The organism is Geodermatophilus sp. SYSU D00867, from assembly GCF_054050315.1.
Window position 1 is genome coordinate 116,359 of the sequence record NZ_JBJGZC010000009.1, and the last position, 12,298, is coordinate 128,656.

Genomic DNA, 12,298 nt, shown 5'->3' on the forward strand with positions numbered 1-12,298 from the left:
TAGGATCGTGCGCGATGTCCGCTCCGGTGACCACCCCCGCGCCCACCGCCCCCTCGGCGACGGCTCAGCCCGCCGCCCAGCGGCCGCGGCTGCTCCTCCTCGACGGGCACTCGCTGGCCTACCGCGCCTTCTTCGCCCTGCCGGTGGAGAACTTCTCCACGACGACGGGCCAGCCGACCAACGCCGTCTACGGCTTCACGTCGATGCTCATCAACGTGCTGCGCGACGAGCAGCCCACCCACCTCGCGGTGGCCTTCGACGTCGGCCGGCAGACGTTCCGCAGCGAGATCTACGCGGAGTACAAGGCCAACCGCACCGAGAGCCCCACCGACTTCCGCGGGCAGGTCAGCCTCATCCAGGAGGTGCTCGCCGCGCTGCGGATCCCGGTGATCACCGCGCCGGGCTACGAGGCCGACGACGTCATCGCCACGCTCACCGTGCAGGCCGTGGAGCAGGGCATGGACGTGCTCATCTGCACCGGCGACCGCGACGCGCTGCAGCTGGTGAACGAGCACGTGACCGTGCTCTACCCGCGCAAGGGCGTCTCGGACCTCACCCGGTTCACGCCGGAGGAGGTCGAGGCGAAGTACGGCCTGACCCCGCAGCAGTACCCGGACTTCGCCGCGCTGCGCGGGGACCCGAGCGACAACCTGCCCAGCATCCCGAGCGTGGGGGAGAAGACCGCGGCCAAGTGGGTGCGCGAGTACGGCTCCCTCGACGAGCTGGTCGACCGCGTGGACACGGTCAAGGGCAAGGTCGGCGAGAAGCTGCGCGAGCACCTGTCCTCGGTGCTGCAGAACCGGCGGCTCACCGAGCTCGACCGGCAGGTCGCCCTCGACCTCGGCCCGCAGGACCTCGCCGTCCGCGCCTGGGACCGCAACGAGGTGCACACCCTCTTCGACAACCTGCAGTTCCGGGTGCTGCGCGAGCGGCTGTTCGCCACGCTGAGCAGCGCCGAGCCCGAGGTCGAGGGCGGCTTCGACGTCACCGCCGACGACGTGCCGGCCGGCGGGCTGTCCGCGTGGCTGGACGCGCACGCCCGCACCGGGCGGACCGGCGTCGTCTTCCGCGGCACCTGGGGCCGGGGGACCGGTGAGCTGACCGGGCTGGCGCTGGCCGCCGCCGACGACCACGCCGTGTTCGTCGACCTCGGTCCCGACCTCGACGTCGCCGACGAGCAGGCGCTGGCCGACTGGCTGGCCGACCCGGCCGCCGAGAAGGTGGCGCACGACGTCAAGGGCCCGCTGCTGGCGGTGTGGTCGCGCGGCTGGGACCTGCAGGGCCTGGCCAGCGACACCGCGCTGGCCGCCTACCTGGCGACGCCGGGGCAGCGCTCCTTCGACCTCGGTGACCTCTCGGTGCGCTACCTCAAGCGCGAGCTCAAGGACGCCGCCGAGCCCGAGGGCCAGATGACCCTCGACGGGATGGGGCCGAGCGAGGCCGACCTCGCCGCCGAGGCCGCGCACGCCGACGTCCTCAAGGCGGTCGCCGTCAACGACCTCTCCGACGCCCTCGAGCAGGTCCTCGCGCAGAAGGGCGGCGACCACCTGCTGCAGGGGATGGAGCTGCCGCTGACCCGGGTGCTCGCCCGGATGGAGCACCGCGGCATCGCCGTCGACACGGACCTGCTCGCCGAGCTGCAGCGCGAGTTCGCCGAGGGCGTGGCCGCCGCGGCCGCCGAGGCGTACGCCGTCATCGGCCGGGAGATCAACCTCGGGTCGCCCAAGCAGCTCCAGGCGGTGCTGTTCGACGAGCTGGGCCTGCCGAAGACCAAGAAGATCAAGAGCGGCTACACCACCGACGCCGACGCGCTCACCTGGCTGCTGGCGCAGACCGGGCACCCCTTCCTCGAGCACCTGCTGCGCCACCGCGACGTCACCCGGCTGCGCACGGTCATCGACGGGCTGATCCCGATGGTCGACGACGCCGGCCGCATCCACACGACGTTCCAGCAGACGATCGCCGCCACCGGCCGGCTGTCCTCGATCGACCCGAACCTGCAGAACATCCCGATCCGCAGCGCCGAGGGCCGCCGCATCCGGCAGGCGTTCGTCGTCGGCCCGGGCTTCGAGTCGCTGATGACGGCCGACTACAGCCAGATCGAGATGCGGATCATGGCCCACCTGTCCGGGGACGAGGGGCTGATCGAGGCCTTCACCTCGGGGGAGGACCTGCACTCCTTCGTCGCCTCGCGGGCCTACGACATCCCCATCGAGGACGTCGACCCGGAGATGCGGCGCCGGATCAAGGCGATGAGCTACGGCCTGGCCTACGGACTGAGCGCCTACGGGCTGGCACAGCAGCTGCGCATCTCCACCGAGGAGGCGCGCGAGCAGATGCACGCCTACTTCGAGCGCTTCGGCGGGATCCGCGAGTACCTCGACGGCGTCGTCGAGGAGGCCCGGCTGCGCGGCTACACCGAGACCACCCTCGGCCGGCGCCGCTACCTGCCCGACCTCACCAGCGACAACGGGCAGCGCCGGCAGATGGCCGAGCGGATGGCGCTCAACGCCCCGATCCAGGGCTCGGCGGCCGACGTCATCAAGGTCGCCATGCTCGGGGTCGAGCGGGCGATCGGGGCCGAGGGGCTCCGCTCGCGGATGCTGCTGCAGGTGCACGACGAGCTCGTGCTCGAGGTGGCGCCGGGGGAGCGGGAGGCGCTGGAGGAGCTGGTCCGCCGCGAGATGTCCGGGGCCGCGCAGCTGTCGGTGCCGCTGGAGGTCTCCGTCGGCGTGGGCCGCAGCTGGGACGCCGCCGCCCACTGAGCCTCGACCTCGAGCAGAGGTCAGGTGTCGACACGGGCGGCCCCGGTGCAGGGGCCCGCGCCGAGCCTGCGAGGCGTGGGGGGCACCGGGGTCCTTCAGCAGGGCCGGTGGGCGACCAGGACGAGCGTGCCGGGGACGAGCGCGCCGCGGGCCGGCGACCACTGGCCCCACTCCTGCGTGCGGCCCGGCGTCCACTCCGGCTCGACCAGGTCGTCGAGGACCAGGCCCGCCCCGACGACGGCGCGCACCCAGTCGCCGACCGTGCGGTGGTGCTCGACGTACACCGTCCGGCCCTCGCCGTCGGTCTCCACGTAGGGCCGGCGGTCGAAGTAGGACGAGACGACCCGCAGGTCCTCGGGGTCGGGGGAGTCCGGCAGCGGCCAGCGGAACGGGTGGTTGACCGACGCGGCGAACCGCCCGCCCGGGCGCAGCACCCGCGCCACCTCGGCCAGCGCCCCCTCGACGTCGGCCACGAACGGCAGCCCTCCGAACGCCGAGCAGACGACGTCGAACGACGCGCCGGCCAGCGGGAGCGCGCCCACGTCGGCCTGCAGCAGCGGCACGACGACGCCGGTGGTCCGGCCCAGCTCCGCCGCGCGGGCGAGCATCCCGGCCGACAGGTCCAGCGCGACGACGTCGGCCCCGGCCCGGCGCAACCACCGCGCGCACGGCGCCGACCCGCAGCCGACCTCGAGCACCCGGCGGCCGGCGACGTCGCCGAGCAGGTGCGCGTCGGCCTCGCGCAGGCCCTCCGGGCACCACAGGAAGTCGACGTCGCCGAGGTCGTCGCCGTGCTCGGCGAGGTAGGCCGGCGCGGCGGCGTCCCACCAGCCGCGGTTGGCGCGGACCGACTCGGCGGACCCGGCCGGCCGCCGCTCGACACCCCCGGCGGCGGGGTAGCCGTCGGGCCCGAGGGGGAGCGTGGGCGGCGGCACCATGACACGCCCAGCGTGACACGCCGGGCCGGATCGGCAGAGGTCGCCCACCCGGTGGACCCCGGTGCGCGCGCGTCCGTACCATGGGGATGCGCCAGAGGTCTGTCAGTGCTGTTACCCGCAAGGGATCGGCGCGCGCCGGCTCTCCCCGCTCCCGCGGTCACCCGGCCGCGGTCCCCCTGTCCCTACGCATCCCCCGTCCGGAGCACTCGACCACATGACCTCCACCCAGGTCCGTCCCGACAGCACCCCCCAGATCGCGGTGAACGACATCGGCACCGCCGAGGACTTCCTCGCCGCGATCGACCAGACGATCAAGTACTTCAACGACGGCGACATCGTCGAAGGCGTCATCGTCAAGGTCGACCGGGACGAGGTGCTGCTGGACATCGGCTACAAGACCGAGGGCGTCATCCCCTCGCGCGAGCTGTCCATCAAGCACGACGTCGACCCCAACGAGGTCGTCAAGGTCGGCGACGAGGTGGAAGCTCTCGTCCTCCAGAAGGAGGACAAGGAAGGCCGCCTGATCCTGTCCAAGAAGCGCGCCCAGTACGAGCGCGCCTGGGGCACGATCGAGGCCAAGAAGGAAGCCGACGAGGTCGTCACCGGCACCGTCATCGAGGTCGTCAAGGGCGGTCTCATCCTCGACATCGGCCTGCGCGGCTTCCTCCCCGCGTCGCTGGTCGAGATGCGCCGCGTCCGCGACCTGCAGCCCTACGTGGGCCGCGAGCTCGAGGCCAAGATCATCGAGCTCGACAAGAACCGCAACAACGTCGTCCTGTCCCGCCGGCAGTGGCTGGAGCAGACGCAGTCCGAGGTCCGCAGCGAGTTCCTCAACAAGCTCGCCCGCGGCCAGGTGCGCACCGGCGTCGTCTCCTCGATCGTCAACTTCGGCGCGTTCGTCGACCTCGGCGGCGTGGACGGCCTCGTGCACGTCTCCGAGCTGTCCTGGAAGCACATCGACCACCCCTCCGAGGTCGTCGAGGTGGGCCAGGAGGTCACCGTCGAGGTCCTCGACGTCGACCTCGACCGCGAGCGGGTCTCCCTGTCGCTGAAGGCGACGCAGGAGGACCCGTGGCGCCAGTTCGCCCGCACCCACCAGATCGGCCAGGTCGTGCCGGGCAAGGTCACCAAGCTGGTGCCCTTCGGTGCGTTCGTCCGGGTCGACGAGGGCATCGAGGGTCTGGTCCACATCTCCGAGCTGGCCGAGCGCCACGTGGAGATCCCGGAGCAGGTCGTGCAGGTCGGCGACGAGATCCTCGTCAAGGTCATCGACATCGACCTCGACCGGCGCCGCATCTCGCTGTCGCTCAAGCAGGCCAACGAGGGCGTCATCGGCGACGAGGAGCAGTTCGACCCGGCCGCCTACGGCATGGCCGCCTCGTACGACGAGCAGGGCAACTACATCTACCCCGAGGGCTTCGACCCGGAGACCGGCGAGTGGCTCGAGGGCTACGAGGAGGCCCGGGAGACCTGGGAGCGGCAGTACGCCGAGGCCCAGGCCCGCTTCGAGGCGCACCGGAAGCAGATCGCCGAGGCCCGCGCGGCCGACGCGGAGGCCGCTGCCGGGGGCAACTACTCCTCCGGCGCCGACACCACCGCGGACACCACCACCGGTGGCGGCACCCTGGCCAGCGACGAGGCGCTCGCCGCGCTGCGGGCCAAGCTCGCCGGCGGGGAGTGACCCGCTGACCGTGCGCTGACGGTCTGACGAACGACGGAGGCCCAGGACCCGCGAGGTCCTGGGCCTCCGTCGTGCGCGCACCGGGTGGCGCAGAGGGGGGGTGCCCGCCCGCCGTCCCCGTCCGGGCGGGCACCCGGTCTCGTCGGGCGCCGCTCCAGAGCGAGCGCCGGACCGGCCTCCTCGCAGGGGCCCGCTGCGAGCGTGCGAGCAGTGGGGGGCGAGGAGGTCCTTGGTCAGAGGCTGAGGATGATCGCGAAGGCGGAGCGCGGGCGGCCGCCGGCCGCGGCCAGCGACTGCCAGGTGTGGCGGCCGGCCGGGGCGGCGTCGAGCAGCCAGCGGAGGAACGCCCCGCGGCGCGGGGGCTCCGCCTGCTGCATCGCCATGCGCGTGCGCACGGCGGGGATGTCGGCCACCCGGATCCCGCCCGCACGCTCCGCCCGGTGCCGGCCCGGGGTGCGGGGACCGGCGGGGACCGTCGCGACGGCGGTACGGGGCTGCGACATCGGGCTGCCTGCCTTCCTCGGCTGCGTCCCCCTCCGTGGGGAACCGACGGGGCGGACGTTATGGGGAGTGACGGGTGTGACTGGTGCGACGCGCCGGGCGCAGGGGGCGGGTGTTACCCGTCCGTGACCGCCGTCCGCGCGCTGGTTACCGTCCGTCCGTGCTGCGCATCGGGTTGACCGGCGGGATCGGGTCGGGGAAGAGCACGGTGGCCGCGCTGCTGGCGGCCCGCGGGGCGCTGGTCGTGGACGCCGACCGCATCGCCCGGGAGGTCGTGGAGCCCGGCACGGCGGGGCTGGCCGCCGTCGTCGAGGCCTTCGGGCCGGACGTGCTCACCCCCGACGGGGCGCTGGACCGCCCGGCGCTGGCCGCCGTCGTCTTCGCCGACCCGCAGGCGCGGGCACGGCTGGACGGCATCGTGCACCCCCTGGTGCGCGCGCGGGCCCTGGAGGTCGTCCAGTCCGCCCCGGAGGACGCCGTCGTGGTCCAGGACGTCCCGCTGCTGGTGGAGACCGGCCAGGCCGGCGCGTACGACCTCGTGCTGGTCGTCGAGGCCGACCTGGACACCCGCGTCGCCCGGCTGGTGCTGCGCGGGCTCACCGAGGACGACGCGCGCGCCCGCATCGCCGCCCAGGCCACCGACGAGCAGCGCCGGGCGGTGGCCGACGTCGTCCTCGACAACAGCGGCGCCCCCGAGGCACTCGCCGCCCAGGTGGAGCGGTTCTGGGAGGAGCGGGTGGCGCCGGCGGTGGGGGAACGGCGGTGAGCGCCCGCCCGGCCGGCCGCGCCGGGGGTGAGGGCCCGGAGACGACGGGAGCCCCGGACCGCTGGGGTCCGGGGCTCCGCGTGCTGGTGGGCGATACTGGGTTCGAACCAGTGACCTCTACCGTGTCAAGGTAGCGCTCTACCACTGAGCCAATCGCCCGAGTCCGGTCTGCCGACCGGCCCGCTCCACCGCGCTCGGCGAGGAGGCGAGGTGGAGACGGGATTTGAACCCGTGTAGACGGCTTTGCAGGCCGTTGCCTCGCCTCTCGGCCACTCCACCGCACACACGGGCGCCGGTCTCGCGACCAGCGCCCGAGGTCCCGAGCGGACGACGGGATTCGAACCCGCGACCCTCACCTTGGCAAGGTGATGCTCTACCAACTGAGCCACGTCCGCGTTGCTGTGTTCTGTTGTGTCGCTGTCGTGCAGGGAGAACCATACCCGACTCGCGGAGGGGGTTTCACGGGGGGTCCCCCCGGGCTCACCGGGCCCCGGGATCGGCTCCGCCGCCGGACAGCAGCGCGGCCAGCGCGTCGTCGACGTCGAGCGCCGCCGTCTCCTGCCCGGAGGGCACGAGCTCCTCGGTCCGCTGCAGGAACGCGGCCACCGTGGCGCGGGACAGCTCGAACAGCGCCTCCCCGGACGGGGCCCGCAGGTGCAGGTACAGCACGTCACCGGTGGTGCGGGCCGGCCAGATGCGCACGTCGCCGTCGCCGGCCGGCCGCTCGAGCCCCGCGGCGAGCAGTTCGCGGCCGACCAGCCAGGTGATGCCGTCGGCGGCGACCTCCCCGCCCTCGCCGAAGCCGATCCGCACCGCGAAGGGGTCGCGCACCGCGTAGGAGAGGGCGGCCGGCACCTCGGTCCACGAGGTGGGTCCGACCAGGTGCAGCGTCGTCGGGACGGAGTACCCGGAGGGGGAGCGGTGTGCCATGTCGCCTCGATCCATGTCACGTGTAACGACGAGCGGAGCCGGATGTTGCGCCGACCTGCTGCCGGGCGTGTCGCCGCGGCCGGGCCGGCCGCGGGCGGTCATCGTCCCGACCGGTCCGCGCGGTCCCACCGGGTTCAGGGGCGGAGACCGTCCGGGGACCTCCCTACCCGGCGTGGTGAACCGCGAAGCGCGCTGTCGCGAATGCGACGTGTGACCATGGGAACCGTGACGCGTCCGGCACGACGTCCGGAGGGCGACCCCGGTGACCTGGACCTCGTGGCGCGCGTACGGGCGGGCGACCGGGGTGCCGTGGACGACCTCTACGACCGGTTCCGCCGGCCGGCGTTCGCACTGGCCCGGCGGGTGCTCGCCGACGACACCCTCGCCGAGGACGTCGTCCAGGACGTGTTCCTCGCCGTCTGGCGGGACCCGCACGCCTACGACGGCGCCCGCGGCAGCTTCTCGGCCTGGCTGATGGCGATGGTCCACCACAAGGCCGTCGACGCCGTCCGCCGGGAGGAGTCGCACCGCCGCCGCCGGGCCCGCGCCGAGGACGACCTCGCGCTGAGCGCCCCCACCGGCGCCCGCGACGTCGAGGACGAGGCGTGGGACCGGGTGGTGTCCGAGCGCGTGCGCACCGCGCTCGGGGCGCTGCCCGACGCCCAGCGGGAGGCGCTCACCCTCGCCTACTACGGCGGGTACACCCAGCGGGAGGTCGCGGCCCTGACCCGCGCCCCGCTGGGGACGGTGAAGACCCGCATGCTGGCCGGCATGCGCCGGCTGAAGGAGGAGCTCGGCGGGGTCGCCGGGCCCACCGCCGGTGGTGCGCTCAGCGGTCCCGCCGCGGTCGACGGAGGCGCCCGGTGAGTCCGCGCCCCGACTCCCACGAGCCCTTCGACGAGCTCGCCGTCGGCTGGGCGCTGCACGCGCTCGAGCCCGAGGACGAGGCGCTGTTCGGCGCCCACCTGCCCACCTGCCCGCGGTGCACCCGGACCGTCGCCGAGACCTCCGAGGTGATGGCGGCGCTGGCCGCGGACCTGCCGCCGGCCGAGCCGGACGACCGGCTGCGCGAGCGGCTGCGGGCCGCGGTCGAGGAGACCGAGCAGCTCCCGCCGCCGGCCGGCGTCGACCCCGCCGCCCCGACCGCGGCGCCCGTGCCGCCGCCGGTCCCGGGCACCCCCGGCGGGCGCCGCCGCACCGACGGTCCCGTCGCGACCGGTTTCCCCGGCTACGTGCCCGCGCCGGAGGAGCCCGCGCCGGACCCGCGCCCGGTGTGGCGGCGGGTGCTGCCCAACGCCCTGGTCGCCGCGGCCGTCGCGGCGATCCTGGCGCTCGGCACCTGGAACGTCGTCCTGAGCTCCGCCCGGGACGACGCCCGCGCCGCCGCCGTGGAGCAGCAGCAGGTCCTCGAGGCGCTGCTGCAGCCGGGCCGGGCGACCATCGCCCCCGTCCAGGACGGCGACGGGGACCCGGTGGCCACCGTCGTCGCCCGCGACGCGCAGCTGGAGGTCGTCGCGCACGGCCTGCGGGTCAACGACAGCAGCGACAGCGTCTACGTGCTGTGGGGTGTGGTCGACGACGCGCCCGTGGCGCTCGGCACCTTCGACGTCGTCTCCCCACAGACCGACCTCCGGACCGTAGGCTCCGCCTCGACCGGTCTCGACGACTACGCGGCCTACGCGATCAGCATCGAGCCCGGCCGGCAGGCTCCGGCGCAACCGTCGGACGTGGTGGCGAACGGGCAGGTGACCAGCTGAGCGGACAGGACACGGTGCCGCCGCCCCCGCGGCAGCGGCGGGCACGACCGACCGCGGAGCAGCGGCGGGAGCACTTCGCGCAGGACGGCTACCACAGCCTGCGCGAGCGGGTCGCGGAGTCCCGGTGGCGGCGGCGTCTGGCCGCCCGCCGCTCGGTCGACCACACCTACCGGATGGCCGTCGGCATCGTCGGCAGCCTGGTCGTCGCCGTCGGCCTGGTCACCATCCCGCTGCCGGGGCCCGGCTGGCTCACCGTCATCGCCGGCCTGTTCGTGCTGGCCACCGAGTTCATGTGGGCCGAGCGGCTGCTGGAGTTCACCAAGCGGCACGTCAAGGCCTGGACCGACTGGCTGGGCCGCCAGCCGGTGTGGGTGCGCCTGGGCATCGGCGTGCTGACGGCGGCGTTCGTCTACGGCGTCCTGGTCGTCACGCTGCACCTCACCGGCGTTCCGGACTGGGTGCCGGGGTGGGTGCCCCTGTGGCGCTGACCGTCTGGCATCATGGACGGCGCAACGGGCGATTGGCTCAGTGGTAGAGCGCTTCGTTCACACCGAAGAGGTCACTGGTTCGAACCCAGTATCGCCCACCGGCACGAGAGGGCCGGGCTCCCGACGGGGGCCCGGCCCTCTCCGCGTCCACGGGGGGACCCCGTCGTCGCCCGGGCCGACGCCGCTCGGGGCGACGTCGGCCGGTGGTGTCGGCCGGTGGTGTCGGCCGGTGGTGTCGGCCGACCACGACGGCAACGACTCCCGCGGGCTGCCGTCCCCGGGGACGGGAGGGCCGGGCTCCCGACGACGGGGAGCCCGGCCCCCTCGCGCAGTGCCCGGCGGCTCAGGCGGCCGGGCCGTAGGTGAGGTGCGCGACGCCGTTGCTCAGCGCCTCGACGCCGACCAGCGACAGCTTCTGCTTCGTGCCCTCGGGGAACAGGTGGATGCCCTCGCCGACGGCGACCGGGTACACGTACAGGTGCAGCTCGTCGACCAGGCCGTCGGCCACCAGCGCCCGCACGAGGGTGGCGCTGCCGCTGACGTAGAGGTCCCGGTCGGCCTTGAGCTCCCGGATCCGGTCGGCGTCGTAGCCGCCGAGGGAGGTGGAGTTGCGCCACACGCCCTCGGCGTCGGACAGCGTCGAGGAGACGACGTACTTGGTCGTGTCGTTGAAGAACGGCGCGCCGGGGTCCTCCTCGACGGTCCGGGTGGACCACGCCGGCGCGAACATCTCGAAGGTCGTGCGGCCGAGCAGGATCCCCTCCGCCGGCGCCGTGAGGGACCCGATCGAGGCGGCCAGGTCGTCGGGGAAGCCGTAGTCGACCGTCCACATCGGTGCGTCGACGACCCCGTCGACGGTGGTGAACTCGTGCACCCGGATGACGCCCATGCCTGCTCCTCGGTCGGTCGGCCGGCCCTGTCGGCCGGTCTCGTCGGGTCAGACACTGGCGGATCCCGTTTCTCATCGGTGGCGGACCCGCCGTGCTGCACGATGCGGGGATGGAGCCGACCCCGCCGGTGCCCGATGCGTACACCCTGCGTGCCGTCGTCGAGCTGGAGGTGGCGCTCGAGGCGGGGGCGGCGGTCGACGCCGCGCACGCCGTCGTCGGGGACCTGGCGGTGCGGTCCTTCGGCCCCGGGGTGTTCGGCTGGATCGGCGAGGCGCTGGCCGACGAGGACCGGGACCCCGAGGACTGGGCGGCGCTGCTCGCCGACGACGACCTCGCCGGCCGCGTCCTCGCGCACCTGCGGGACCGCGCCGGCGACGACGGCGCCGCGGCGGGCGACCTCGTGTGGTCGGCGTACCCGCCCGGTGCCGGCTCCGGCCACGAGCGGTTCCGGCGGGCGGTCCGCCGGCGCCGGCAGGCCGCCCTGACGGCGGCGCTGCTGCCGCGGCCCCCGCGGGTGGCCGGGCGCGGCCGCCGGGACTGAGCGCACGGGGACCGGGCGCACCGGGACCGGGCGCACCCGCCGCCTCCGCCCGGATCGGGCGCACCATGGGGGCGATGGCACCGGACCGGAGGGCACTGGACAGGGTCGCCCGGCTGGACGCGGCCGTGGAGCGCGACGGACCCACCTGCATCTGGTGCGGCCGCGCGCTCACTGGGCACGTCCCCCCCACCACCGAGCACGTCGTGCCGCGGGTCAAGGGCGGCCCGTCGTGGCTGGAGAACGAGGTGGCCGCCTGCCGGCGGTGCAACGGCGAGCGCGGGCACACCGCACCGGTCGAGTGGCTGGAGGAGTGCCTGCGCCGCGGCTGGCCCGCCGACGAGCAGCGGCTGGCCCGCGTCCTGACCGGGCTGGCCGAGGCGATCGCCGTCCGCGGCGGGCAGCGCCGGGCCCGGCCGTACCTGGAGTCCCAGCTGCGCCGGCTGCGCCGCCGCGGTGTCGTCGCCGCCCGGTCCGCCTAGCCTGGCCCGCGTGAGCGCGGGGACGGTCGTCGGCATCTCGGTCTACCCCGTCCGCGGGTGCGCCGGGACGCCGCTGCAGCAGGCCGAGGTCGGCCCCGCCGGGCTGGCGGGGGACCGTGGGTCGGCCGTCGTCGACCTCGACGGGCGGGTGCTGCGCGGCAAGGACGCCCCGGGACTCGCCGGCGTCGTCCCCACCGGTTCCCCCGACCTCGACGCCGCCGCCGTCGCCGCGGCGCTGGGCCGGCCGGTGCGGCTCGAGCCGCTGACCGGCCGCCCCGAGGGCGCCGCGGCGGTGCACCTGGTCTCCCGGCAGGCGCTGGACCGGGCCTCGGCCGGCGTCGTCCCGGACGGCTGCGGCGCCGAGGACCCGCGGGCCAACCTGCTCCTCGACCTGCCCGCCGACGACGAGCGGACCTGGGTGGGCCGCCGGCTGCGGCTGGGCTCGGCCGTGCTGCAGGTCACGCGGCTGCCGAAGCACTGCCTGGGCGTCTACGCCGAGGTGGCCGAACCGGGGACGGTCACGGTCGGCGACGAGGTCCTCCCCGCGTAGTCGGGTCCCCGG

Annotated in this window: 13 protein-coding genes and 4 tRNA genes; 10 read left to right on the top strand and 7 right to left on the bottom strand. The window is 74.8% G+C overall.

The genetic code is table 11. The features are described from left to right. Positions 1-14 precede the first annotated feature (14 nt). On the top strand, positions 15-2,765 hold the full coding sequence (gene polA / locus ACI8AK_RS10520; RefSeq protein ID WP_387986693.1) for a DNA polymerase I: 2,751 nt from the start codon (positions 15-17) through the stop codon (positions 2,763-2,765). A gap of 95 nt (positions 2,766-2,860) precedes the next feature. Here the strand turns inward: polA and ACI8AK_RS10525 are convergent, their stop codons facing one another. Further along, complete coding sequence (locus tag ACI8AK_RS10525) at positions 2,861-3,703, bottom strand: class I SAM-dependent methyltransferase (RefSeq protein WP_456902751.1); 843 nt, start codon at positions 3,701-3,703, stop codon at positions 2,861-2,863. A 214-nt stretch (positions 3,704-3,917) separates the two neighbouring features. On the opposite strand from ACI8AK_RS10525, the gene rpsA reads away from it, so the two are divergent. Next, positions 3,918-5,384 carry a 30S ribosomal protein S1 gene (gene rpsA, locus ACI8AK_RS10530; RefSeq protein ID WP_387986697.1) on the top strand — a complete coding sequence of 489 codons (1,467 nt, stop codon included), beginning with the start codon at positions 3,918-3,920 and terminating at the stop codon, positions 5,382-5,384. A gap of 233 nt (positions 5,385-5,617) precedes the next feature. Here the strand turns inward: rpsA and ACI8AK_RS10535 are convergent, their stop codons facing one another. Next, positions 5,618-5,887 carry a hypothetical protein gene (locus tag ACI8AK_RS10535; RefSeq protein ID WP_387986699.1) on the bottom strand — a complete coding sequence of 90 codons (270 nt, stop codon included), beginning with the start codon at positions 5,885-5,887 and terminating at the stop codon, positions 5,618-5,620. A gap of 158 nt (positions 5,888-6,045) precedes the next feature. Here ACI8AK_RS10535 and coaE point away from each other — a divergent pair, with 158 nt between their 5' ends. Further along, entirely contained in the window at positions 6,046-6,651 is a 606-nt protein-coding gene (gene coaE, locus ACI8AK_RS10540; RefSeq protein ID WP_387986701.1) for a dephospho-CoA kinase, read from the top strand. A gap of 84 nt (positions 6,652-6,735) precedes the next feature. Here the strand turns inward: coaE and ACI8AK_RS10545 are convergent. The 4 genes from ACI8AK_RS10545 to ACI8AK_RS10560 all read right to left on the bottom strand — a co-directional run bounded on the left by ACI8AK_RS10545 (position 6,736) and on the right by ACI8AK_RS10560 (position 7,581). Continuing rightward, positions 6,736-6,810, bottom strand: a tRNA-Val gene (locus ACI8AK_RS10545). A 49-nt stretch (positions 6,811-6,859) separates the two neighbouring features. Continuing rightward, positions 6,860-6,930 (bottom strand) — tRNA-Cys (locus tag ACI8AK_RS10550). Positions 6,931-6,973: 43 nt separating this feature from the next. Beyond that, positions 6,974-7,046: transfer RNA gene (locus tag ACI8AK_RS10555), tRNA-Gly, on the bottom strand. An 85-nt stretch (positions 7,047-7,131) separates the two neighbouring features. Next, positions 7,132-7,581, bottom strand: coding sequence for an SsgA family sporulation/cell division regulator (locus ACI8AK_RS10560; protein ID WP_387986704.1), 450 nt, complete (start codon positions 7,579-7,581; stop codon positions 7,132-7,134). A gap of 216 nt (positions 7,582-7,797) precedes the next feature. On the opposite strand from ACI8AK_RS10560, the gene ACI8AK_RS10565 reads away from it, so the two are divergent. The 4 genes from ACI8AK_RS10565 to ACI8AK_RS10580 all read left to right on the top strand — a co-directional run bounded on the left by ACI8AK_RS10565 (position 7,798) and on the right by ACI8AK_RS10580 (position 9,924). Further along, the gene (locus tag ACI8AK_RS10565; RefSeq protein ID WP_456950713.1) at positions 7,798-8,448 is read left to right on the top strand and encodes a sigma-70 family RNA polymerase sigma factor; all 651 of its coding nucleotides are present in this window, start codon (positions 7,798-7,800) and stop codon (positions 8,446-8,448) included. After that, positions 8,445-9,338: an anti-sigma factor domain-containing protein gene (locus tag ACI8AK_RS10570; protein WP_387986708.1), complete on the top strand. Its 894-nt coding sequence runs from the start codon at positions 8,445-8,447 to the stop codon at positions 9,336-9,338. The genes ACI8AK_RS10565 and ACI8AK_RS10570 overlap by 4 nt, the downstream gene beginning before the upstream one ends. A gap of 14 nt (positions 9,339-9,352) precedes the next feature. Then, positions 9,353-9,826, top strand: a complete 474-nt coding sequence (locus tag ACI8AK_RS10575; RefSeq protein ID WP_387986710.1) for a TIGR02611 family protein — start codon at positions 9,353-9,355, stop codon at positions 9,824-9,826. A gap of 26 nt (positions 9,827-9,852) precedes the next feature. After that, positions 9,853-9,924 (top strand) — tRNA-Val (locus ACI8AK_RS10580). A 245-nt stretch (positions 9,925-10,169) separates the two neighbouring features. Here ACI8AK_RS10580 and ACI8AK_RS10585 read toward each other — a convergent pair. Next, positions 10,170-10,715 (bottom strand): dihydrofolate reductase family protein, encoded by a 546-nt coding sequence (locus ACI8AK_RS10585; protein ID WP_387986712.1) that lies wholly within the window; start codon positions 10,713-10,715, stop codon positions 10,170-10,172. A gap of 110 nt (positions 10,716-10,825) precedes the next feature. Here ACI8AK_RS10585 and ACI8AK_RS10590 point away from each other — a divergent pair, with 110 nt between their 5' ends. The 3 genes from ACI8AK_RS10590 (at position 10,826) to ACI8AK_RS10600 (ending at position 12,286) form a co-directional block, all read left to right on the top strand. Next, complete coding sequence (locus ACI8AK_RS10590; protein ID WP_387986715.1) at positions 10,826-11,257, top strand: hypothetical protein; 432 nt, start codon at positions 10,826-10,828, stop codon at positions 11,255-11,257. Between the two features lie 74 nt (positions 11,258-11,331). After that, positions 11,332-11,736: an HNH endonuclease gene (locus tag ACI8AK_RS10595; protein WP_456902759.1), complete on the top strand. Its 405-nt coding sequence runs from the start codon at positions 11,332-11,334 to the stop codon at positions 11,734-11,736. Positions 11,737-11,746: 10 nt separating this feature from the next. Beyond that, positions 11,747-12,286 (top strand): MOSC N-terminal beta barrel domain-containing protein, encoded by a 540-nt coding sequence (locus tag ACI8AK_RS10600; protein ID WP_456956178.1) that lies wholly within the window; start codon positions 11,747-11,749, stop codon positions 12,284-12,286. Positions 12,287-12,298 lie beyond the last annotated feature (12 nt).